Genomic DNA, 22,854 nt, shown 5'->3' on the forward strand with positions numbered 1-22,854 from the left:
AGGCATCATGCTTTGGCGCGATCGCCAATCATCCCTCGTTTCAGGCCAAACCAATGCGCCGCATCGAAATCCTTGCCTATCCCGACATCCAACTGCTCGATGTCAGCGGGCCGCTCCAGGTTTTCGCCAGCGCCAACGACTTCAGGATGCAGGCCGGCGAGCCGGCGGCCTATGAGGTCGTGGTCGTCGCCGCTTCGCCGCGGATCAGGACGTCGGCCGGTCTCGTGCTGGAGACCACGGCGCTGCCGACGAATGGCTCTGGACTCGACACGCTGATCGTGCCCGGAGGATGGGGCATCAATGCCGCCTGCGAGGATCCCCAGCTTGTCCAGTGGGTCATCGGCTGCTCGCGCGACGCCAGGCGCACAGCTTCCGTCTGCAGCGGCGCCATGCTGCTGGCGACGGCAGGTCTGCTCGACGGCCGCCGCGCGGTCACCCATTGGGGACGCTGCGCCGAGTTTGCCCAACGCTTTCCGGCGGTCCGCCTGGAACCCGACCCGATCTTCATTCGCGACGGCAATGTGTGGACGTCCGCCGGCGTGACGGCGGGCATCGATCTCGCCCTTTCCTTCGTCGAGGCAGACCTTGGCCGACGCATGGCGCTTGCGGTGGCGCGCGAGTTGGTGGTCTTCCTGAAACGCCCGGGTGGCCAGGCGCAGTTCAGCCAGACCCTCAAGCTGCAGGATGGCGACGGGCGCTTCGACAGGCTGCATGGCTGGATCCTCGACAATCTGGGCAGCGACCTTTCGCTGGCGACATTGGCCGAGCGCGCCAATATGAGCCCACGCAGCTTTTCGCGGCACTATCGCGAGGCAACCGGCCGCACACCCGCCCGCGCGGTCGAAGAAATCCGCATCGAGGCCGCACGACGGATGCTGGAACAGGGACTGGCCGTCAACCAGGCGGCCCGGCGCTGCGGCTTCGGCTCGGAAGAAACCATGCGCCGCGGCTTTCTACGCGCCCTCGGCACCAACCCGCGCGACTATCGCGAGCGTTTCTGAAACGCCGTCCTTGCGCGAAGGTCCCTAAAGCGAACTCTCGCCTACCCCCTTGTGACTCAGGGTAATCGCATATGGCGCTCCCCCTCTCCGTCTCGGCTTCGCCGAGCCACCTCTCCCCCACTTTGTGGGGGCGAGCAACCCAAGCTTTTCAAGGCTGCGACGTCAGAAGTTAGCGTTCCTCGCTCCCATGAAATGGGGGAGAGGTGTCCGCGCAGCGGACGGAGAGGGGGCTGGCGCTGCTATATGCGATTGCCCGGCCCTGTGACTGGACAGCGGCGACGCCGGCTTCGGTCAGCGCGTAGATGCCGCGCTCGGCCCTGGCGAACCAGCCGTAGTAATTGTGCAGAAGGATGCTGGCCGCGCGCGGCGAGAGTTCCTTGAGGTCGCGCGGCCGCTTCGGGCCATCGGCCATGGCGGCGGCGCAGGCGATCGCCTCCTGCCGGTAGGCGGTCATGATGGGCTTTCGTCGCGTGCTGCCGCCGATGGACGGATCGCCCTTACGGCGATGATGTTCCTCGACCAGACGCGAGCGGCGCCTCGGGTCGCGCCGGGGCGGCACGGCGGCCGGGCTGAGCAGCAGCTCGACCTTGCCTTTTCCGTCGACCGCCAGCAAACCGAAGCCGAGCCGCCGGCAGAGTGCGCGAAACCGGCGGTCATGCTCGCGGCCCTTGCCGCGCGCCGACTGCCTCGCCGCGAGCCAGACCTCGTCGCAGGCCGCGGCGCGATCGACGCCCTGCAGGACGAGTTCGAGATTGAACTGCAGCTTCAGCTCGCAGATGACGACCACCGGCGGCTCGCCATCGCGCAGCCCGACGATGTCGCAGCCGCCGACCTCGCCCTTGACGGTGAAATCCAGGCTCTCGAGAAACCGCTTCACCGGGGCGTAGAGGGACGTTTCCTGCATGGCAGAGGAATAGCCGATTCGGGCCTTGCCAGCACGTCGCAGGGTGACATGCGGACTGCCAGGGTAATCCCCGCGATCGAGGTGCGGTCCGTTGACAATCTCGTCGACTGCCGTTCCGTGGACTATTGCCTGGCGAACTGGCCCCTGTAGGTCTGGCCGGCAAGCGCATAGGTGACGGCCAACGTTCCGTCCGGCTGCATCGTAAAGGTGGCGTCCGCGCCATTCGGCAGGCGCCCGAGCTTCAATGTGTTTCCGACAATCCTGCCGGCGCCGTCGGCGACCCCCGGCTTGTAGTCGGCCACATCGCCCCACGCATAGCTGACCGTCACCTGACCGCCCGAAGAAACCGTCAGCACGGCCAGCTTGCCTTCATACATGCCATCCAGCCGTCCGGCCCATATGCCTGAAAACGCGGCATACCTAGCCGGAACGCCCTTGCCGGGAGGCGTGATCGCCACGGTTTGGTCCAACACCGCCAAATCCGGAGAAGCCGGAGCCGCAACGGCAGCCGGGGCAGGTTGGGGTGGAGGAGCGGGTGGTGCCTCGGATGCCGATTGGCAGGCGACGAGTGCGAACGCCGCGAAGCCAAGGATCGGAGAAAGACTGCCTGGTGGCAGCCGAGACAGAACAGGTCCCTGCCGAAATTCCCTGACGGGGGTCGAAGAGCGACGAATTTTCGGCATTTCAGCGATCAGCCCCACTTCCTTTGCGTGAAATCCTAGCACGAACCGCTGCTCATTTTGGCCGGTGTATTAGAATTTTACGCCTACTCTCGCGCCGAAAGCATGATCCTGGCCGCCTGAAGCCAATTGTCCGCTGTAGGTCACACCGAAAAGGGCATCGTCGGTGAGATTCAGGTCAATGGCAGCCTCGACGACAGCGGCATCCCTGGCGATCGGCACGCCTTCTATGGCAAACGCGTCGGAGCCGCTGAAGACGAATGTGGAAAGCGGGATCGTATCGCCATAGGCATGGCGCCAGCCGATCGTTCCGCGTGCTGTGGCCCGCATGCCGGAAAGGTCGAAACCGGTCGAGGCTCGCAGCCCGAGCGTTGTGAAGGTTGCGTCCGTGGTCTCACCGTCGGCATGAAGCGCGCCGGCGCCGCCGCTTTCCGAATAGGCATCGGTGTGAAGGCTCACATGGGACAGGTTGGCGAAGGGCTCGAAGGCAGCCGGGACGGTATCGACACGGTAGCTGGCTTCGCCGAAGACGTGGAAGGTTCCCGCGTCGTATTTTGCCTGAAGGCTGTCAGCGAAGCCGGGAAAAGCCACCGTGCGGTCCGTCTCGATATTGTGCCATGCGTAAGTCGCGCCGGCGCGCAGGCTGAACTGGTTCCATTGCGTGCCGCCATAGAAACCCGAGCGTGTAGTTCTCGCTGTCGCCGGATGAGGCACGGTCCTTCACGTCGAAATTGGTGTGGCTGTATCCGGCTATCGCACCGACGCGCCATGCTTCGAAGGCAGAACCGTCGACGCCGACCACGACCCCGCCGGCGGAGCGCTTGAGCGTCGCAATGCCGTCTGCCTCCCCGCGGCCCCATGACCCGATGGCGGTGCTCCAGGCGGCAAAGCGATCGGTCGTGGCGGGAGCAAGTTCCGGTCCGTCCTCGGCGAAGGCCATCACGGGCAACGAAGCGGTGGCGCCTGTTCCGGAGAAGGCCGCGCGCAGCCGCTCGTTGATCACGTCGAGAACGAGGCGCGTGTCGTCGACCAGCGCTGTTTTCGCCGAAGCATGTATCTCGCCGCTCAACTGGTCGAAGGCGGCGCGGGTCGCCTCGGCATCACCTTGCAGGGCAATGGCGCTCCAGAGCGGATTGCCAGGCCCGGCGCCGTCGATGGCGCCCGCGACCGCCCGCTGGTTGGGCGTGATGCCGACCTCAGCGAAGCCGATGTCGTTGCGCACGAGTTCCAGCGTCACGTCGTTCCCATCGCCTCCCGCATAGTCGAGCTTCTCGTCCAGGAACAGGAGGTTCCTGTTGACGGCGCCGAACACGCCGGCCACCGCATCCGTATTGTCGTTGTCGATGATGACGAAGGGTCCGTTGGAGATATTCCAGCTGGACGCCGCATTTGGCGACATAAGCAGGTCGAGGGTGGCGCCGGCGATGTCGACTGTGCCGGAGACCTTGACCTGGTCGGCCGCCTCGGGTGTCGCCTCGATCTGCAGAGCACCATGGTTGGCGTAGTTTCCGGCAACGGTCTGCGTGCCGATCGAATTTCCGGGCGCATGCACGCCGCCGGTATCGATCGTCGTCGCCCCGACTGTCCCCGTGCCGCCCAGCCTGGCGCCCGTCCTCACAGTCACATTGCCGGTCAGGTTGCCGTTGACGGCAAGCGACCCACCGACCACTTCCATTCCGTCGACAAAGGTGGCGTCACCGCCGAGGACCCACTTTCCGCCGGCGGCATCAACCTGCGCTGACGCAAAATTCAGGAAGTTTCCCTGGAAGCTGCCGCTGCCCGAACCTGTCAGCAGCAGCGTATTGGTTCCGGCCTCGGCATCGATATTGCCTTCGACGGACGCGCCGGTTTCCAGCTTGAGGCTCGAGTTCCCCGAACCGAGCTTCACATCGCCGCTGATGATGCTTCCCTGAAGGAGGGACAGGTCGAACGATCCCGTCCCGCCCTGGATCGCCGCCGCCGCTCCGGTGATGGACGCATTCGCCACGCTCATCTGCGTCTTGCCGCTGCCGCCGAAGCGGACGCCGATACCGTTCGCGCTCGAAAGTCCGCCGGTGACGGAGCCGCCGCTGATGGAAACGGTCGTGTCTCCCGATGTCACGACGGACAGGCCGTGCGTGCCGCCATTGAGCGCGCCTGCCGTCTGCTTGAAGGATGCCGCACCGGTGGTCTGCAGCGCGACGGCATGCACGTTCGTTGCCGTGATCGTGCCTGAATTGGTGACGTCGGCGGTTCCCTGCGAAACGAACAGGCCGACATCGCGTCCCTCGATGGTCCCCGAATTGTCTGCCACGGGTTGCCGTTTTGCAGCAGCACCGCATAGATGGGGGTGGAGAACGAATTGTCACCCTTGGCGGTGTAGGTGCCGCTGTTGGTGAAGGTGATGTTCCCGTGGCTCCAGAATCCCTGGCCGATGTTCGTAAACGCGACGGTTCCGGAATTGTCGAGCGATCCGCCAGCGTTCATGATGACGCCATAGCCGCCGCCGTTGCTTGAAACATTGGCTTTGTTGATGAAGCTTCCGGGCGTGGCCGAGGTCGCAAAGACGACGCCCCCCAGCATGGAGTTCCGGTTTTCGACTGTGCCCCCGGCAAGAACGTGCACGGCAATCCGACTGCCCGCGATCAGCCCGTCGTTCTGGACGTTTGCAGCGCCGCCTTCGATCACGACGCCCTTGCGTGAGCCTTCGACCTTGCCGGTCGAACTCACATTGACGGTTCCGCCCGCGCGCAGCCAGATGCCGTAAACCTCATTGTCCGCGTCAAGGACCTTGACGGAACCATCGACATTGACCGTCCACGCGCCCAGCCCGGGAGACATGTAGGGTTGAATGGCGTGATTGCCTCCCGACTGCGTTGTGACGGAACCTGTCTGCGTCACGTTGATGGTTCCCGTCGGGCCTACGACGGACGACACCGGGACGGTACTTGCGGTCGAAATGGTGATTGTCTCGGCCCGGGCCTGGCTGACCCATATGCCCGCAGCGACTGCAATCAAGGATGTAGAAGAGCGGAGCAAGTTACTTGCAATAACCGAACTCTTCTCCAATCTTATTTTAGAATTTCCGAATAGATTCATGTAAGTCCCCCCGGAGCTTCAATGAGATATCGCATCGAGTCTCAGGAGGCGTCAAGCCGGAGCTTTTCACCTTACACTTGAAGAAACTTCATGTGAGACTAGCTTCGACCCGCGATCTTCGACGTGTCAGGGAAAATGCCGAGTACGCAGCGGCACTAAAAGCGCGTCGCGACGAAACAGATCAGGCGACGCGCTTTAAGTCTCTCGTCCAGGCGTTGCGGAATGCGCAGCTAAACCTTGGAAAGGGCGCAACTATTTTCGTGCATTGTTAGAAAGGACTGTTTGGTGGAGCCAATCGGAATCGAACCGACGACCTCTTGAATGCCATTCAAGCGCTCTCCCAACTGAGCTATGGCCCCACTCCGGCAGTCAGCCGGCGCCGTTTCCGGCGAAGAGATCCGGCGCGGCTGGGAACCGCGCCGTCGTTTAGTGCTGGCGGCTTCTAGCGCCGCCTTCGGTCAAGATCAAGCCTTGAAAAGCCGCTTTTTCGTCACAGGCCAAAATGGCCGGCAAACGATCAAATCAGACCTCGTCCTCGTCGTCGCCAACGCCGATCATATCGGAGACGTCGTCGTCCTCTTCCTCTTCGTCGGCAAGGAAGGTGTCGTCGTCATCGTCGCCGAGATCGACATCATCATCCTCGTCGTCGCCGAGATCGGGCAGATCGCCGCCGCCGCCCTTGGTCTCTTCGTCCGCATCTTCCAGCGAGACGACTTCGGCGCCTTCTTCCTCGTCGGCCTCAGTTTCCTTGTCGGCGACCTCCTCGTCCTCCTCGATGGCGGAAATCTTGCCTTCATCGAAATAGGAGCGCGGATAGCTCTTGCCGGTATAGGGCGAGACGATCGGATCCTTGTTCAGGTCGTAGAATTTCCGGCCCGTTTCCGGGTCGACACGCTTTGTGCCAAGTTCAGGTTTTGCCACGGCAAGCCTCGTCAAAAAAAGAAGGGTCCCCATAACCGCAGTTTTCAGCGCTGTCAAAGCCAAAAGACATGTCCTGAGAACGTGCTTTTCAAAGGCCTGCGCGAGGGGATGACCATTGCCGCGCGCCGTGATACGAGACCGCCGCAACGTGACGAACCGAGCCGGCCCGGCCGGCATTTCATTTGGACGACAAGATGTCTCATTCCGCCGCCCCGAAGCCGGCCACGGCCCGCAAATCCCCAGCGCTAACCGGCGTGGCGCGGGTGCCGGGCGACAAGTCGATCTCGCACCGCTCCTTCATGTTCGGCGGCCTTGCCTCCGGCGAGACGCGCATCACCGGCCTGCTCGAAGGCGAGGACGTGATGCGCACGGGCGCCGCCATGAAGGCAATGGGCGCGCATATCGAAAGGAAGGGCGCCGAATGGGTGATCCGCGGCACCGGCAACGGCGCGCTGCTCGAGCCCGAAGGTCCGCTCGATTTCGGCAATGCCGGCACCGGCTCGCGGCTGACCATGGGCCTGGTCGGCACCTACGACATGGAGACGACCTTCATCGGCGACGCATCGCTCTCCGGCCGGCCGATGGGCCGGGTGCTGGAGCCGCTGCGCCAGATGGGCGTGCAGGTGCTGAAAGCAGCGCCCGGCGACCGCATGCCGATCACGCTGCACGGCCCGAAACACGCCGCGCCCATCACCTATCGCGTGCCGATGGCCTCGGCCCAGGTGAAGTCGGCGGTGCTGCTTGCCGGCCTCAACACGCCGGGCATCACCACCGTGATCGAGCCGGTGATGACGCGTGACCACACCGAAAAGATGCTGAAAGGCTTCGGCGCGAACCTCACCGTCGAGACCGACGAGCGCGGCGTGCGCCACATCTTCATCGAGGGCCAGGGCAAGCTCACCGGGCAGACCATCGCCGTGCCCGGCGACCCGTCCTCGGCCGGCTTCCCGCTGGTGGCCGCGCTCATCGTGCCGGGCTCGGACATTATAATCGAGAACGTGCTGATGAATCCGACCCGCACCGGCCTGCTTCTGACGCTGCAGGAGATGGGCGGCCGCATCGACATCCTCAACCCGCGCAATGCCGGCGGCGAGGACGTCGCGGACCTGCGCGTGCGCTCGTCGGAGTTGAAAGGCGTCGTGGTGCCGCCGGAGCGGGCGCCGTCGATGATCGACGAATATCCCGTGCTGGCCGTCGCCGCGAGCTTCGCCGAAGGCGAGACGCTGATGCAGGGGCTGGAGGAACTTCGGGTCAAGGAATCCGACCGGCTGGCGGCGGTGGCCAATGGCCTCAAGCTCAACGGCGTCGACTGCACCGAGGGCGAAGCCTCGCTCGCGGTGCGCGGCAAGCCCGGCGGCAAGGGACTTGGCGCTCACCCCAACGGCCAGGACACGGCGGTGAAGACGCATCTCGACCACCGCATCGCCATGAGCTTCCTGATCATGGGGCTGGCGACGGAAAAGCCGGTGACCATCGACGACGCCAACATGATCGCGACGAGCTTCCCGGAGTTCATGGGGCTGATGAAGGGACTGGGCGCGGAGATCGAGTAGGGGCGATGGATGGATTGGAGCCGAACTGAGATGTTGGCGGGACAGCACCCCCCTCTGTCCTACCGGACATCTCCCCCGCAAGGGGGGAGATCAGATGTCGCGCAGGCTTTCGCCAATCTCCGGCGCTGGACGGAAGGCGCCGGCATCGGAACTGCCAATCTCCCCCCTTGCGGGGGAGATGTCCGGCAGGACAGAGGGGGGTGTGAAGGAACTCGGCGCTTGTCTTGCTCATCGCGCCCTTCGGTTGCGTCGCCCCGCCCATGACCCACACCTTTACCATCGCCATCGACGGCCCCGCAGGCGCCGGCAAGGGCACCCTCGCCCGCCGACTCTCCGACCATTACCGGTTGAACCTGCTCGATACCGGCCTCACCTATCGCGCGGTCGCGCACAAGCTGCTTGAGCTCGGCCTGCCGCTCGACAATGTCTCGGCGGCCGAAACCGCGGCGCGCCAGGTGAACCTGTCGAACCTCGACCGCACAGTGCTTTCCGCGCATGCGGTGGGCGAAGCAGCCTCCAAGGTCGCGGTCATTCCAACCGTCCGGCGCATCCTGGTCGAGAAGCAGCGCGCGTTCGCCAAGGCGCCGCCGGGCGCGGTGCTCGACGGCCGCGACATCGGCACCGTCGTGTGCCCGGACGCCGACATCAAGCTCTATGTGACGGCAAGTGCTGCGGTGCGGGCTAAGCGCCGGCTGGCCGAAATCGAGAGCATGGGCGGCAGCGCCGATTTCGCCACCATCCTCGCCGACATCGAGCGCCGCGACGAGCGCGACATGGGCAGAGCCGACTCGCCGCTCAAGCCGGCGGGAGACGCGCACTTGCTTGATACCAGCGAAATGGCTATAGAAGCCGCGTTTCTGGCGGCGATGGCGATCGTTGACGACGTCCTGGCCAAGAGAAACAAGGCCTGATCCGGGTTTTCCCTCGTGCTTCCGTTGCCGGAGGCGATGAAAATACCCATATCGGGCACGAACCAGCCTGCCAGCATTCTTCATGCGCCGGACTTGCCGCTCAAAGCGGCCAAGGGCTCTTCAGCCCGGAACGCCGGCAGGCTCACGCAACGCTAACCCACGGCGCCCGCTTCGCTGAAGCTGCGGAGCATTCCAGGAGAAACAATGTCAGCTGCTAATCCCACTCGCGACGATTTCGCGAGCATGCTCGAAGAATCATTCACCGCCGGCCATTCCGGCGAGGGCCAGGTTGTCCGGGGCACGATCACCGCGATCGAAAAGGACATGGCCATCATCGATGTCGGCCTCAAGGTCGAAGGCCGCGTGCCGCTGAAGGAATTCGGCGCCAAGGGCAAGGACTCCTCCCTCAAGGTCGGCGACACCGTCGAAGTCTATGTCGAGCGCATCGAGAACGCGCTTGGCGAAGCCATGCTGTCGCGCGAGAAGGCTCGCCGCGAAGAGAGCTGGGTGCGCCTCGAGGAGAAGTTCACCAAGGGTGAGCGCGTCGAAGGCGTCATCTTCAACCAGGTCAAGGGCGGCTTCACCGTCGATCTCGACGGCGCCGTGGCGTTCCTGCCGCGCAGCCAGGTCGACATCCGTCCGATCCGCGACGTCTCGCCGCTGATGCACAACCCGCAGCCCTTCGAGATCCTCAAGATGGATCGCCGCCGCGGCAACATCGTGGTGTCGCGCCGCACCGTGCTCGAGGAGAGCCGCGCCGAACAGCGTTCGGAGATCGTGCAGAACCTCGAGGAAGGCCAGGTGGTCGAAGGCGTGGTCAAGAACATCACCGACTACGGTGCGTTCGTCGACCTCGGCGGCATCGACGGCCTGCTGCATGTCACCGACATGGCATGGCGCCGCGTCAACCATCCGACCGAGATCCTCAACATCGGCCAGACGGTCAAGGTGCAGATCATCCGCATCAACCAGGAAACCCACCGCATCTCGCTCGGCATGAAGCAGCTCGAGAGCGATCCGTGGTCGGATATCGGCACCAAGTTCCCGATCGGCAAGAAGATCAAGGGCACTGTCACCAACATCACCGACTACGGCGCGTTCGTCGAGCTGGAGCCGGGCATCGAGGGCCTCATCCACGTTTCGGAAATGTCGTGGACGAAGAAGAACGTGCACCCCGGCAAGATCCTGTCGACGACGCAGGAAGTCGACGTGGTGGTGCTCGAGGTCGATCCGGCCAAGCGCCGCATCTCGCTCGGTCTCAAGCAGACGCTGGAGAACCCGTGGGAAGCCTTCGCGCGTAGCCATCCGGTCGGCAGCCAGGTCGAGGGCGAGGTCAAGAACAAGACCGAGTTCGGCCTGTTCATCGGCCTGGAAGGCGACGTGGACGGCATGGTCCACCTCTCCGACCTCGACTGGACCCGTCCGGGCGAGCAGGTCATCGAAGAGTACAATCGCGGCGACATGGTCAAGGCGCAGGTGCTCGACGTCGACATCGAGAAGGAGCGCATCTCGCTCGGCATCAAGCAGCTGGCCCGCGACACGGTCGGCGAGGCGGCGAGCAGCGGCGAGCTGCGCAAGAACGCCGTCGTCACCTGCGAGGTCATCGCGGTGAAGGATGGCGGTCTGGAAGTGCGGCTGGTCGACAGCGGCCTCGAGACCTTCATCAAGCGTTCGGACCTTTCGCGCGACCGCGACGAGCAGCGCCCCGAGCGCTTCACCGTCGGCCAGAAGGTCGATGCCCGCGTCATCGCCTTCGACAAGAAGACCCGCAAGCTGCAGGTCTCGATCAAGGCGCTGGAAATCGCCGAGGAGAAGGAAGCGGTCGCCCAGTACGGCTCGACCGACTCCGGCGCTTCGCTGGGCGACATCCTGGGCGCGGCGCTGAAGAAGCAGGGCAACTAGAGCATTCCAGGAAAACTGCGTAGCGGTTTTCCGTCCGGAATTGCGTAAGCCCCTTCGCCTTACGGAAATGCCAAAACCCCGCCGGATCGCTCCGGCGGGGTTTTTTCGTTGTCCGATGATCCTTGTGTCAGGCCCGGCCGTAAAGCGGCACCAGCGTGCCGCTCATCGCCTGGTTGGCGGGCGAGGCGAGATAGGCGATCGCTTCGGCGGCTGCCTCCAGGCTGACCCATTTGGTGAAATCGGCGTCCGGCATGTCGGCGCGGTTGGCCGGCGTGTCGAGCGTCGAGGGCGCCACGGCGTTGACGAGGATGCCCTTGTGCTTCAGCTCTTCGGCCATCGCCTGCGTCATCGCGGCAACCGCCGCCTTGCTCGCCGCATAGGCGACCATGCCGGATCCGCGCCTGGGATCGATCCCGGCGCGCGCGGTGACGTTGACGATACGGCCGACGGTGCCCGACGTCAGCATAGTGCGCACCGCGGCGCGGCTGCACAGGAAGGTCGTGCGGACGTTGGTATCCATCATCTCGGCGAAGGACGCCGATTCGATCTTCTCCACCGGCGCCATGGTGAAACCGCCGGCGAGGTGGATCGAAGCCCAAAGCTCCGGAACCTGATGGTAGAAGGCCTCGACCTTGGCGGAGTCCGAGAGGTCGACATTGTGCGCCAGGTGGACACTGGCGTGGGCCGCATAAGGAAAGTGCGGCGGAGCCGCGGCATGGGCATTGGGCACATGGCAGATCGCGCCCTGCTCCAGCAATCTGCCGACAACCGCGCCGCCGAGCGCCCCAGTGCCGCCCGTCACCACGACATGCCTGCCGTTAAGCGTTTCCGTCATATTTCGACTGCTCCTGTCGTATTCTTATGGTTATGCCGCCCCAGCGTCGAACGTTGCGCCTTTCGCACTGTCACTCAATTGAAATATCGACATGGCTGCGTCCCTTCTTTGCATGCGTCGGGCCGCCGCGGCCGGCAAATGTCCGCAGACGCCAAAGCCTTCACGCGCAAGCGCCAAGCTTTCAATCGATCGTGATTTCGATGACGCGCGGCTTGCCCACCGCGCGCGCGCGCTTCAGCGCCTCGGCGAGGCCGCCGACCCCGGCCAGCCGCTCGGCCTCCATGCCATAGGCCTCGGCGAGCTTGCAGAAATCCGGCGGCGCCGGCGACACGCCGACCGGCTCGACGCCGACATCGAGCATGGAGGTCTCGATCTCGCGATAGCCGCGATTGTTCCAGACGACGAAGATCACCGGGGCGGCGGCGTCGAGCGCGGCGCCCAGCTCCGGCAAGGTGAACTGGAAGCCGCCGTCGCCGGTGAGGCAAATGACGGGCGCCTCGGGCACGGCAAGGGCGGCGCCGATCGCCGCCGGCGGGCCGTAACCCAACGCGCCGAAGCCGGTCGCGGCGTTGAACCAGCCGGCCGGACGGTCGTGGTCGTAATAGAGGTTGGCGGCATAGATCGGCTGGGTCGAGTCGCCGACGATGATCGCGCCCGGCAGCGCGTCGCGGATAACCTCCACGGCGCGCATCTGCGCCACATATTCAGGCCTCAGCTCGGCCAGCGCCGCCTCTCTCGCCGCGGCCGCGCGGGCAGCGCCGTCTTGCGCGGCGACATGGGTGGGGCCCAGCTCAGCCAGCAGCGCATTGAGCGCTTCGGCGCAATCGGCCTGGATCGCGACGGTGACCGGGCGGCGCGCGATCTGGTCGGCGCCGATGTCGATGCGGATGAGGTTCGGCGGCAGCACGAAGCCGCCGTCGGCATAGCCGTCATAGTCGGTCGGGCCGAATTCGGTGCCGGCGGCTATCACCAGATCGGCGTCCGCCATCAGCGCGCGCACCGCCTTCAGGCTCGGGCTTGCCGGCACGCAGAGCGGATGGCCATGCAGCAGGCCGCGCGCATTGGCGGTCTCGACGACCGGCGCGCCCAGCACTTCGGCGAAGCGCGTCAGCGCGGCATCGGCCTGCTTCGCGCCGCCACCGGCGAGGATCAGCGGCCGGCGAGCCGCCCTGATCAACCTCGCTGCCTCGGCCACCACCGAAGCCGCCGGGGCGGGCGGCGCGGTGTTGCTCAGCACCGGCGCGAGCCCCCCGGCGGGCTTGACCATGACATCGGTCGGGATCTCGATATGGACCGGACCCGGACGCGACGAGGAGAAAACGGCGAAGGCGCGGGCGAGCGCGCCGGGCAGCTCCTTGGCCTCGGTGACGCGCTCAGAGAACAGCGCCACCTTCTCCATCATGCCGCGCTGGTCGGGCAGTTCGTGCAGGAAGCCGAGGCCCTTGCCAAGCGTATCGGTGGCGTTGACGCCGGAGATCACCAGCATCGGCACCGAATCGGCGCGCGCCTGGCCCATGGCGGTGATGGTGTTGGTGAGACCCGGCCCGGTGATGACGAAGGCGACGCCCGGCCGGCCGCTGGCGCGCGCATAGCCGTCGGCCATGAAGCCGGCGCCCTGCTCGTGGCGCGGCGTGACATGACGGATCTTCGAGCGCGCCAGGCCGCGATAAAGCTCGACGGTGTGCACGCCCGGAATGCCGAAGACGGTGTCGACGCCATGCGCCTCGAGCAAGGTGATGAGCGCTTCGCCGACGGTTGTCATTGGTCTTCTTCCCTTTGTTTCTTACGCAATTCCGGACGGAAAACCGCTTCTCACTTTTCCTGGAATTGCTCTAGACCGTGATGGCGTTTCGTTGAAACCGCCATCCCGATCTAATTCTTTGTTGGAGCATGATCTTTCTCCGAAAACCGGTTCCTACTTTTCGGGATCATGCTTCAGTGGCGCGAGGCCGAGTTCGGCCTCGACGGCCTTGATGCCGATCGCCGCCAATTCGCCGGGCGAGAACATCTCGCCGGCCAGGCAGCCTTCGATCCAGAGCCCGTCGATGATTGCATTGATCGCGATGGCGTGGTGGCGTAGCTCATTTGCGTCCGGCTTGCGCCGTTCGGCGGCGAGCACTTCGGCCACAACCGCTTCCACCTCGTTGCGAAAGCCAAGGTAGCCTTCGCGGTGGGCACGGGCGAGCGTCGGATCCGAACCTGCCCGGCCGATGAAGGTTGCCCAGAGCGAAAACACCCGCGCGTCGATGATCGGCGCGTTGAGGTTGGCGGTGACGAAAGCCGCAAGGCGTTGGCGCGGCGAGGCATCTTCCATGACCAATGCTGCTTTCGCCTGCTCGGTCATGCGGCCGACCAGCGCCGTATAGGCTTCCTGCAGCAATTCCTCCTTGCCGGGAAAATAGTGCCGGATCAGCCCGGCGGTGACCCCGGCACGCAATGCGATGGTGCGCAAGGTGGCGCCCTGCAGGCCATATTCGGCCACGCTGTTCAGAGTCGCTTCGATCAAATCCTGCCGGCGCCGCTCCTCGCCCTCGCGACGGAACTTACGGCGCGCATTCATTGGCGCAGGATCGGCCGCGTCAGGCATGTCGGCCCGCCTTCGCAGGCGATGCAGAGCGCATCCGCCTCGAATATCTCAACCGCGCAGCCGGCAGCTTCCATCGCGGCTTTGGTCCTGGGAAAGCCTGCGACGGCAATGACCTTGAGCGGGCTGGTCGGCAGCACGTTCAGGCTGAGCCCGTTGGAAGCGGCGAACTCTCCGGCGTCGCCTTCGACCAGCCGGACGCCCCGCGCCTTCAGCATCTGATAGAAGGGGGCCGGCAGAAGCGGTGAATGGACCAGCGCGAGATCGTCGGCCAGCGGGCTGATCACCGACATCAGATGCAGGCACGCCTCTTCGCCCTGCCACAGCGGCAGATCGAAGCCGTAGACGGAAATGCCCAGCGGCGTCAGCAGGTTGGAAACCTGCTGGATGCCTTGCTGGTTGGAGCGGACACCGCGCCCAATCGCCAGCGTGCGGGCATCCACCCATACACAATCACCGCCTTCGACCTGGCCAGGAGCCTCGACGCGGCCGAGGATCGGAATGCCCAGTCTTCTGTAGGTTTCCTCATGCAGCGACGGCTCCCCGGCGCGCAATGGCTTGCCCATGGACAGGATCAGCGCGCCGCGGTCGGTCATCAGCGATGGATCGTGCGTGAACACCGAATCCGAAAGGCCGTCGGCCCTGTCCTCGATCCATTCGATTTCGGCGCCGGAAGCCGCCACCAGCTCAGCAAGAACCGCGTGCTGCGAGGCAGCTCTCGCCGGGTTGAACCCCGGGCCATAGTGCCATTGAGCTCTATCGGCGTCGCGCATGGCGTTGGCCGCCGACCGCATCAGCACGCGCCGCAGCGGCGCCGCCATGGACTGTGATCCGAAAGCGCTCATCGATGCCCTTTTATGCTGAAAAAAACCGAGAAAATTTCATGAAAGGCTATTTATACACTTGCATAACAAGGCCGCAAGTGCCGTAATGAGCGGGATTGACGGGCTCGCGCTGTCGGGTCCATGCTGAAGTCTTGAGCGGGCAGTAACAGCGGTATGTTGATTAGCCGGATGGACGTTCGACGAACTGCCTTCGACCAATTAGAGGTCACCCGTTGAGCGCGGTGGAGGCTGCCGCAGTCCCATCCGGCGAGGCGCAAACCGGCGCCGCCGAAGCCATCCATGTCGAGAACCTGCACAAGAAATTCGGCCAGCTGCACGTCCTGAAGGGCGTTTCGCTGTCGGCGCGCGACGGCGAGGTGATCGCCATCATCGGCGGCTCGGGTTCGGGCAAGTCGACACTGCTGCGCTGCATCAACTGCCTGGAAAACCCGACCAGCGGCATCATTCGCGTCAACGGCGAGGAGATCAAGCTCAAGGCCGACAGCCACGGCCACACGGTTCCGGCCGACCGCAAGCAGATCGAGCGCATCCGCTCCCGGCTCGGCATGGTGTTCCAGAATTTCAACCTGTGGAGCCACATGACGCTGATCGAGAACGTCATCGAGGTTCCGGTGCATGTGCTCGGCGTCAAGCGCGACGAGGCGATCGCCCAGGCCGAGAAGCTGCTTGCCCGCGTCGGGCTGGCGGAGAAGCGCGACGTGTATCCAGCGTTCCTCTCGGGCGGCCAGCAGCAGCGCGCCGCGATCGCGCGCGCGCTGGCGATCAATCCGCGCGTCATGCTGTTCGACGAACCGACCTCGGCGCTCGATCCGGAGCTGGTCGGCGAGGTGCTGAAGGTGATCGGCGACCTGGCGCGCGAGGGGCGCACCATGGTGCTGGTGACGCATGAAATGAAGTTCGCCCGCGAGGTCGCGACGCATGTCGTCTACCTCTACAACGGGCTGGTCGAGGAGGAAGGCCCGCCGGAACAATTGTTCGGCGCGCCCAAATCCGAAAGGCTCAAGCAATTCCTCCGCAACGTCGGCTAGGGCCGGCGTCAAGCGGGGCGAAAAACCGGGAACAACAACAAACTGGGAGTCCTGAAATGAAGACTGTTCTCAAGACCTTCGCCGCGGCGCTGCTCTTCGGCGTCGCTGCGATGGGCGCGGCCAAGGCCGATCAGGTCAAGATCGGCGTCGCCGCCGAGCCTTATCCGCCCTTCACCTCGCCGGATGCGACGGGCAAGTGGGTCGGCTGGGAGATCGAATTCATCGACGCCGTCTGCGCCGAGGAGAAGCTCGACTGCGTCATCACGCCCGTTGCCTGGGACGGCATCATTCCGGCGCTGACCACCAAGAAGATCGACCTCATCGTCTCCTCGATGTCGATCACCGACGAACGCAAGAAGACGATCGACTTCTCGGACAAGTATTACAACACGCCGACGGCGATCATCGGGCCGAAGGACCAGAAGTTCGGCGCCACGCCGGATGACCTCAAGGGCAAGGTGATCGGCGTCCAGGTGTCGACGGTGCATGCCGTCTACGCCAAGAAGCACTTCACCGGCGCGCAGGAGATCAAGGAATACCAGACCCAGGACGAAGCCAACAATGATCTTGCCGCCGGCCGTCTCGATGCGGTGCAGGCCGACTCCATCGCGCTTGGCGAATTCCTCAAGACCGATCAGGGCAAGGCCTGCTGCGATCTCAAGGGCATGGTCGCTCCGGACGACGAAGTGCTCGGGCCGGGCGTCGGCGCCGGCGTGCGCAAGGAAGACACCGATCTGAAGGAAAAGGTCAACGCCGGCATCAAGGCGATCCGCGCCAACGGCAAGTATGACGAGATCTCGAAGAAATACTTCGACTTCGACATCTACGGCGGCGCCACGCAGTCGAACTGACGACTTCTCGCCCATGAGTTAGGGGCATGGCGTCACTGCCGTGCCCCTAAGCCCAATCTTCCACGCGCGCTTGCCGCTGGCCGCTACGGCCAGCGACGAAGCCAGCAATTCGGGGGCGAAGCTGATCGACGCCTTTCTTCCGGCCTCGGCGGCCGGTATTTTCGAACTCCTGTCGCCCGTGGCGCCCGGCTGGGGCGGCACCTTGCTGGTCGGATTCCTGCATTCGATCGAGATCGCCATCGGCGCCACCTGCCTCGGCCTGCTGATCGGCACCGGCGGCGCCTGGGGCAAGCTCTATGGCGGGCCGGTGGCACGCGACCTGCTGGCCATCTATACGACCGTGGTGCGTGCCGTGCCGGAACTGGTGCTGATCCTGCTGCTCTATTATGCCGGCACCGACCTGATCAACCAGGTGCTGGCGGCAATGGGCTATCAGCGCATCGACATCAGCGGCCTGGCGGCCGGCATCTTCGTCCTCGGTGTCGTTCAGGGCGCCTATTCGACAGAAGTCATCCGCGGCGCCATCCTGTCCATCCCGCAGGGCCAGATCGAGGCGGCCCGCGCCTACGGCATGCCGCCCGGCCTGATGCTGAGGCGCATAACGCTGCCGGCAATGCTGCCCTTCGCCATCCCGGGCCTCGCCAATCTCTGGCTGATCGCCACCAAGGACACAGCGCTGCTTGCCGTCGTCGGCTTCTTCGAACTGACGCTTGCGACGCGGCAGGCGGCCGGCGTCACCAAGGCCTATCTGTTGTTCTTTGTCGCGGCTGGCGTGCTCTACCTGGCGCTGACGCTGTTCTCCAACCTGATCATCGGCCGCATCGAGATGCGGTCGCGGCGCGGCATGCCTTCCGTCAAGGAGGCACGCTGATGACTGGAGAGACCGCCGTCATCAACGTCGCGGCCCGTGCCTCGCTGTGGCTTCAGCCGCACCGCATCGTGCTGATCCTGATCGCCCTGGCGCTGGTCTTCTGCGCGGCCTTCTTCATGCGCTGGGACTGGCTGCCGCAATATTGGCAAATGGGGCTGCTCGGCATCTGGCGGTCGCTTTGGATCCTCGTCGTCACCTGCGCGCTGGGCTTCCTGCTCGCGGTGCCGCTCGGGCTGGCGCAGGCCGGCGGGCCGTTCTGGTTCGCCGTGCCGGCCAAGGTTTTCTGCACCATCATCCGCGGCACGCCGCTGCTCCTGCAGCTCTGGCTGCTCTATTACGGGCTGGGCTCGCTGTTCCCGCAATATCCGTGGATCCGCGGGTCCTGGATGTGGCCATATCTCAGGCAAGCCTGGCCCTATGGCGTGGTGGCGCTGACCATGTCCTTCGCCGGCTATGAGGGCGAGGTGATGCGCGGCGCCTTCGCCGGCGTGCCGAAAGGCCAGTTGGAAGCGGCCCGCGCCTTCGGCATGAGCCGCTTCAAGATCTTCCGCCGCATCTGGTTGCCGCAGGCCTTCTACCGCGCGCTGCCGACGCTGACCGGCGAAACCGTGCTGCAGCTGAAGTCGACGCCGCTGGTGGCGACAATCAGCGTCATCGATATCTTCGCCGTCTCGTCCAAGGTGCGGCAGGACACCTACCTGACCTACGAACCGCTGCTGCTGCTGGCGCTGATCTACATGACCATCACCGGCATCCTCGTCCTGATCTTCAGCAGGATCGAGGCGCGGATTCCGGTCAAGATAGGCTAGCGAATAGAGAGTAGCGAATAGCGAGTGGTGGGCTGCTCGCTGGTTTTGTCCTACTGACTACTGACCACTTCCTACTCACTCGGGACGGCCACGATGCAACTCACCCTCGACCAGGCAAAAGGACTGTGCCGGATGGCGGCGCTCGGCGCCGGGGCCAATGAGGAGGCGACGCAGTCGCTGGTCGCCTCGATCATAGCGGCGGAGGCAGAGGGGCTGTCGTCGGTCGGCCTGTCGCATTTCATCGACTATCTGGAAGCGATCGAGGCCGGCCGCATCGACGGCAATGCCGATCCTGTCGTCACCCGGCCGGCGCTGGCCGTCTACCTCTCCGATGCTCGGGGCGGGCTGGCCCATACCGGCTTCGACCGCACGATCGAGGATCTCGCCAAGGCGGCAAGGCTGTTCGGCGTTGCCATCTTCTCGCAGAAGAACGCCTATACCTGCGGCGCGCTCGGCTATTTCACCGGGCGGCTGGCCGGACAGGGGCTGGTCTCCTTCGCCGCCACCAACGGGCCGGCGGTGCTCGCAGGCTCAGGCTCGGTCAAGCCGGTCTACTGTACCAACCCGATGTCCTTTGCAGCACCGGCCGCCGACGGACCGCCTCTGGTCATCGACCAGTCGTCGAGCGCTACCGCCTTCGTCAACATCCGCAAGGCCGCGGAAGACGGCAAGAAGATCCCCGAGGGCTGGGCACTGGACGCAAGCGGCAACCCGACCACCGATCCGGCGGCGGCGATGAAGGGCGCGATGCTCGCCTTCGGCGGCCAGCGCGGCGCCAACATCGCCTTGATGGTCGAGGTGCTGGCGGCAGGCATTTCCGGCGCCAATTGGTCGCTCGACGCGCCATGGTTCTCCGGCGGGCCGGACAGTCCCGGAACCGGGCTTTTCGTTTTAGCCATCGAGCCCAAGCTGCTCGACCCGGACTTCGAACAGCGCATGAAGGGGCAACTCGACCGGCTGCGGCGGCGCTACGGCGTGCACATCCCCGGCCGCGCCCGCGCCGAGGCCGCGGAAAAGGCGACGGCGCGCGGCTTCGACGTTCCGAAAGCGGTCGTGCAGCGCATTTCCGAATTCGCCGAACGCTACTCGGCCTGACCAAGGCACACTCGGCGACATAGCGCGCGCATTTCTTCACGTGCCCGTTGAACCCTTTATCGCCCTGCGACGACCCATCATCGGCACCCCGCATCGCAAGCCGCAGAGGGTGGCTGGGGTCGCGGCTTGCGGTTGGCGGCGCCGCGCCGGGCGTCCAGGGCCGGGGCGGGCGTGAATGCTTCACGCCGCCTTGATACCGTCTCAGGTCAGGCCGCCTCGTTGGTCCCTGTTTCGGTGCGAGCACTGCCCGGAAAGCCCCGCTTCGGCGGGGTTTTCTGTTTGGGCCGAAACAAGCTCGAGATTGGCTTCGCCTGCCCTTTGCCTTTGGCGCGAAACCGACTATGAGACGGCCAGATCAAAGTCTTACAGCGTCCTTTGCGCGTCCGATTGGCCGCACGGCGCTGTAACCAAGTCTATCGGGAAAGCGCGCCGGAGCCAGCCATGACCGAAATCCTGCAGACCCCCAAGCTCGTCGTCGTCTTCGGCGGCTCAGGCTTTGTCGGCCGCCATGTCGTGCGCGCGCTCGCCAAGCGCGGCTACCGCATCCGGGTCGCCTGCCGGCGGCCGGACCTTGCCGGCCATGTGCAGCCGCTCGGCAATGTCGGTCAGATCCAGCCGGTGCAGGCCAATGTGCGCGTGCGCTGGTCGGTCGACCGCGCCGTGCAGGGCGCCGACCACGTCGTCAACCTGGTCGCCATCCTGCACGAGACCGGCCGGCAGAAATTCGGCTCCGTGCACGACTTCGGCGCGCGCGCCATCGCCGAGGCCGCGCGGTCGGTCGGCGCCGGCCTCACCCACATCTCGGCGCTCGGCGCCGACTTGAACTCGGCTTCCGACTACGCGCGCACCAAGGCGCTCGGCGAGAAGGCGGTGTTCGAGACGATCCCGGATGCCGTCATCTTCCGGCCGTCGATCAATTTCGGACCGGAAGACAGCTTCTTCAACCGCTTCGCGGGCATGGCACGCCTCTCGCCCGTCCTGCCGCTGATCGGCGGCGGGCAGACGAAATTCCAGCCGGTCTATGTCGGCGACGTCGCCGAGGCGATTGCGCGCTCGGTAGACGGCAAGGTCAAGGGCGGCCAGATCTATGAGCTCGGCGGTCCGCAGGTGCTGACCTTCAAGGAATGCATGGAAGAGATGCTCGCGGTCATCGATCGCCGGCGGCTCCTGGTGCCGGTGCCGTGGTGGGTGGCGAACATCCAGGCCTCGATCCTTCAGCTGCTGCCCAATCCGCTGCTGACCAAGGACCAGGTGCTGCAGTTGCGCGCGCACAATGTCGTCTCCGAAGCCGCCGCCAAGGCGGACAGGACGCTCGGCGGCCTCGGCATCCAGCCGCAGGCGATCGCGACGATCCTGCCGAGCTACCTCTGGCGCTTCCGCGCCGCCGGCCAGTTCCAGCAGCGCCGACCGATCGCCGACCGGTAGACAATTTCCCAACTAAGCGCGCCGCGAAACCTGCATCGGCAGGCCGCCCTGCGGCTGCGTCGTCAGCTTCTGCACCGGCCATGGCCGCGTTTCGGATGTCACGTCGAAGCGGAAGCGCGACAACAAGATGGCTAAAGCGATGATCGCCTCCTGCATGGCGAAGCTGGCGCCGATGCAGACGCGCGGCCCGGCGCCGAAAGGCAGATACTGGAAGCGGTCGATCCGGTCGCGGTTTTCGGGATGGAAACGCTCCGGCATGAAGGCGTCCGGCCGGTCCCACAGCTTGCGGTGCCGATGCACGACCCAGGGCATCACCAGCACGGCGGCATATTTCGGGATGTAGAGGCCATTCCAGGTCTCCGGCTCGATCGGTTCGCGGTTGATCGAGGGCGCCGGCGGATAGAGCCTCAGCGCCTCTTCGAAGGCGGCGCGGGTGAGCGGCATGGCGTCCAGCCATTTCGTCGGATCGGGCTCCCGCGCCAACACCGCATCGATCTCTTTTTCGACCCTATCGCGCTCCCACGGGGCCTCGGAGAGGCAATAGATCGTCCAGCCCAGCGCGCGCGCCGTCGTCTCGTGGCCGGCGCCGATGAAGGTGATGATGTTGTCCTCGACTTCCGCGCGCGTGAGGCCGTCCGGCCCCTCGGCTCTCAACAGCAGCGTCAGAAAATCCTGTGGGACGCCATCGGGGTCGCGCCTCAGCCGCTCCTCGCGCATCTTCACCGTGCCGGCGACGATGTTGCGGAAATAGGCCATGGTCTTGCGGCCGCGGATGCGGGTGAAGCGCGGCAGCCATTCCGGCGCGCGCAAAAGGTCGAGCGGATCGACGCGGCCCATGGTCTCGAACAGGCGGTCGACTTCCTTGGCGAAGCTGCCCTGCTCCCCGGCGACCTCGCCGGAAAACAGCGTCTCGGCCAGGATGTCGTAGGTGAGCATCGTCATGTCACGAGCGACGTCGGTCGCGCCGCCGGCCTCGTAGCGGGTGACGAATTCCAGCGCGCGCTTCAGCATCGGCTCGGCGAAACCGAAGATGTGGCGTGGCGTGAACATCGGCGCCATGGCCTTGCGCGAGCGTTTCCACACCTCGCCCTCGGCCGTGAGCAGGCCGTCGCGCAGGATCGGGCGCAGGATCAGCTGGCGCACGGTCGCCATCTTGTAGTTCCTGGCGTTGTCGATCAGCACATGGCGTATGAGGCCGGGATCGTTGGCGATGACCAGCGGCCCGCCGATGCCGGTCACCGAGATCCAGGGCTCGTTGTAGGTATGCTCGCCCCACAGCTCGAGCGGGTTGCGGTAGACGATGCGCATCATCTCCAGCGTCGAGGGCGGCTGGGTGCGCGGCTTCGGCGCGGGCGGCACGAAGGGGGCGGGCTTGGTGTCCATGGGCATGCTCCGCTGGCAGGCTAAATGTAGTGCCCGGCAAGGCGGGCGTCCATGTGGCCGAGTGGCAAGTCCGCGGACGGACCGCCTCGCCTGAATGTGAACGGCGCGACCAATGGCCGCTTGTTGACGGTGACTGCTTGCTTTAGTCACCAATGTATACTGTCAATGAAGGAGCCAC

At 65.1% G+C, this 22,854-nt stretch carries 21 protein-coding genes and 1 tRNA gene; 10 read left to right on the top strand and 12 right to left on the bottom strand.

Translation table 11 applies throughout. The features are described 5' to 3' along the window. Window positions 1-53: 53 nt before the first annotated feature. Window positions 54-1,001 (top strand): GlxA family transcriptional regulator, encoded by a 948-nt coding sequence (locus EJ070_RS06425; protein WP_126090582.1) that lies wholly within the window; start codon window positions 54-56, stop codon window positions 999-1,001. A 169-nt stretch (window positions 1,002-1,170) separates the two neighbouring features. Here the strand turns inward: EJ070_RS06425 and EJ070_RS06430 are convergent, their stop codons facing one another. The 7 genes from EJ070_RS06430 to EJ070_RS06455 form a co-directional block, all read right to left on the bottom strand. Next, the gene (locus EJ070_RS06430; protein ID WP_126090583.1) at window positions 1,171-1,905 is read right to left on the bottom strand and encodes a DUF2161 family putative PD-(D/E)XK-type phosphodiesterase; all 735 of its coding nucleotides are present in this window, start codon (window positions 1,903-1,905) and stop codon (window positions 1,171-1,173) included. A 122-nt stretch (window positions 1,906-2,027) separates the two neighbouring features. Next, on the bottom strand, window positions 2,028-2,378 hold the full coding sequence (locus EJ070_RS06435) for a hypothetical protein (protein ID WP_245464827.1): 351 nt from the start codon (window positions 2,376-2,378) through the stop codon (window positions 2,028-2,030). Window positions 2,379-2,657: 279 nt separating this feature from the next. Beyond that, window positions 2,658-3,227 carry an autotransporter domain-containing protein gene (locus tag EJ070_RS36670; protein ID WP_245464930.1) on the bottom strand — a complete coding sequence of 190 codons (570 nt, stop codon included), beginning with the start codon at window positions 3,225-3,227 and terminating at the stop codon, window positions 2,658-2,660. Next, entirely contained in the window at window positions 3,154-4,578 is a 1,425-nt protein-coding gene (locus tag EJ070_RS37610; RefSeq protein ID WP_348639597.1) for an autotransporter domain-containing protein, read from the bottom strand. Before EJ070_RS37610 ends, EJ070_RS36670 begins: the two co-directional genes overlap by 74 nt. A 104-nt stretch (window positions 4,579-4,682) precedes the next feature. Continuing rightward, complete coding sequence (locus EJ070_RS36990; protein ID WP_126090584.1) at window positions 4,683-5,663, bottom strand: hypothetical protein; 981 nt, start codon at window positions 5,661-5,663, stop codon at window positions 4,683-4,685. A 283-nt stretch (window positions 5,664-5,946) separates the two neighbouring features. Further along, window positions 5,947-6,022, bottom strand: a tRNA-Ala gene (locus EJ070_RS06450). A gap of 163 nt (window positions 6,023-6,185) precedes the next feature. After that, window positions 6,186-6,584 (bottom strand): TIGR02300 family protein, encoded by a 399-nt coding sequence (locus EJ070_RS06455; RefSeq protein WP_126090585.1) that lies wholly within the window; start codon window positions 6,582-6,584, stop codon window positions 6,186-6,188. A gap of 194 nt (window positions 6,585-6,778) precedes the next feature. Between EJ070_RS06455 and aroA the strand changes: the two genes are divergently transcribed. From aroA to rpsA, 3 genes are all read left to right on the top strand, one after another. Next, window positions 6,779-8,137, top strand: a complete 1,359-nt coding sequence (gene aroA, locus EJ070_RS06460; protein WP_126090586.1) for a 3-phosphoshikimate 1-carboxyvinyltransferase — start codon at window positions 6,779-6,781, stop codon at window positions 8,135-8,137. A gap of 260 nt (window positions 8,138-8,397) precedes the next feature. Continuing rightward, window positions 8,398-9,048 (top strand): (d)CMP kinase, encoded by a 651-nt coding sequence (gene cmk, locus EJ070_RS06470; RefSeq protein WP_126095660.1) that lies wholly within the window; start codon window positions 8,398-8,400, stop codon window positions 9,046-9,048. 204 nt (window positions 9,049-9,252) lie between these two features. Continuing rightward, complete coding sequence (gene rpsA / locus EJ070_RS06475) at window positions 9,253-10,950, top strand: 30S ribosomal protein S1 (RefSeq protein ID WP_126090587.1); 1,698 nt, start codon at window positions 9,253-9,255, stop codon at window positions 10,948-10,950. Between the two features lie 127 nt (window positions 10,951-11,077). Here the strand turns inward: rpsA and EJ070_RS06480 are convergent, their stop codons facing one another. The 4 genes from EJ070_RS06480 to EJ070_RS06495 form a co-directional block, all read right to left on the bottom strand. Next, window positions 11,078-11,785 carry an SDR family NAD(P)-dependent oxidoreductase gene (locus EJ070_RS06480; RefSeq protein WP_126090588.1) on the bottom strand — a complete coding sequence of 236 codons (708 nt, stop codon included), beginning with the start codon at window positions 11,783-11,785 and terminating at the stop codon, window positions 11,078-11,080. Between the two features lie 181 nt (window positions 11,786-11,966). Beyond that, window positions 11,967-13,547: a 5-guanidino-2-oxopentanoate decarboxylase gene (locus EJ070_RS06485; protein ID WP_126090589.1), complete on the bottom strand. Its 1,581-nt coding sequence runs from the start codon at window positions 13,545-13,547 to the stop codon at window positions 11,967-11,969. 153 nt (window positions 13,548-13,700) lie between these two features. Then, a complete protein-coding gene (locus tag EJ070_RS06490; RefSeq protein WP_126090590.1) occupies window positions 13,701-14,372 on the bottom strand; it encodes a TetR family transcriptional regulator C-terminal domain-containing protein in 672 nt (223 codons plus the stop codon). Further along, a complete protein-coding gene (locus tag EJ070_RS06495; RefSeq protein ID WP_126090591.1) occupies window positions 14,342-15,214 on the bottom strand; it encodes a dimethylarginine dimethylaminohydrolase family protein in 873 nt (290 codons plus the stop codon). The genes EJ070_RS06490 and EJ070_RS06495 overlap by 31 nt, the downstream gene beginning before the upstream one ends. 212 nt (window positions 15,215-15,426) lie before the next feature. Between EJ070_RS06495 and EJ070_RS06500 the strand changes: the two genes are divergently transcribed. From EJ070_RS06500 to EJ070_RS06525, 6 genes are all read left to right on the top strand, one after another. Continuing rightward, window positions 15,427-16,242 (top strand): ABC transporter ATP-binding protein, encoded by an 816-nt coding sequence (locus tag EJ070_RS06500; protein WP_126090592.1) that lies wholly within the window; start codon window positions 15,427-15,429, stop codon window positions 16,240-16,242. Between the two features lie 56 nt (window positions 16,243-16,298). Next, a complete protein-coding gene (locus EJ070_RS06505) occupies window positions 16,299-17,093 on the top strand; it encodes a transporter substrate-binding domain-containing protein (protein WP_126090593.1) in 795 nt (264 codons plus the stop codon). Window positions 17,094-17,298: 205 nt separating this feature from the next. Further along, a complete protein-coding gene (locus tag EJ070_RS06510) occupies window positions 17,299-17,964 on the top strand; it encodes an ABC transporter permease subunit (protein WP_189350600.1) in 666 nt (221 codons plus the stop codon). After that, the gene (locus EJ070_RS06515; protein WP_126090595.1) at window positions 17,964-18,773 is read left to right on the top strand and encodes an ABC transporter permease; all 810 of its coding nucleotides are present in this window, start codon (window positions 17,964-17,966) and stop codon (window positions 18,771-18,773) included. The genes EJ070_RS06510 and EJ070_RS06515 overlap by 1 nt, the downstream gene beginning before the upstream one ends. A gap of 93 nt (window positions 18,774-18,866) precedes the next feature. After that, window positions 18,867-19,868, top strand: a complete 1,002-nt coding sequence (locus tag EJ070_RS06520) for an Ldh family oxidoreductase (protein ID WP_126090596.1) — start codon at window positions 18,867-18,869, stop codon at window positions 19,866-19,868. A 441-nt stretch (window positions 19,869-20,309) separates the two neighbouring features. After that, entirely contained in the window at window positions 20,310-21,293 is a 984-nt protein-coding gene (locus EJ070_RS06525) for a complex I NDUFA9 subunit family protein (protein ID WP_126090597.1), read from the top strand. A 12-nt stretch (window positions 21,294-21,305) separates the two neighbouring features. Here EJ070_RS06525 and EJ070_RS06530 read toward each other — a convergent pair whose 3' ends face one another. Further along, entirely contained in the window at window positions 21,306-22,676 is a 1,371-nt protein-coding gene (locus tag EJ070_RS06530) for a cytochrome P450 (protein ID WP_126090598.1), read from the bottom strand. Window positions 22,677-22,854 lie beyond the last annotated feature (178 nt).

Origin of the sequence: Mesorhizobium sp. M1E.F.Ca.ET.045.02.1.1 (assembly GCF_003952485.1) — a bacterium.
Taxonomy (GTDB): domain Bacteria; phylum Pseudomonadota; class Alphaproteobacteria; order Rhizobiales; family Rhizobiaceae; genus Mesorhizobium.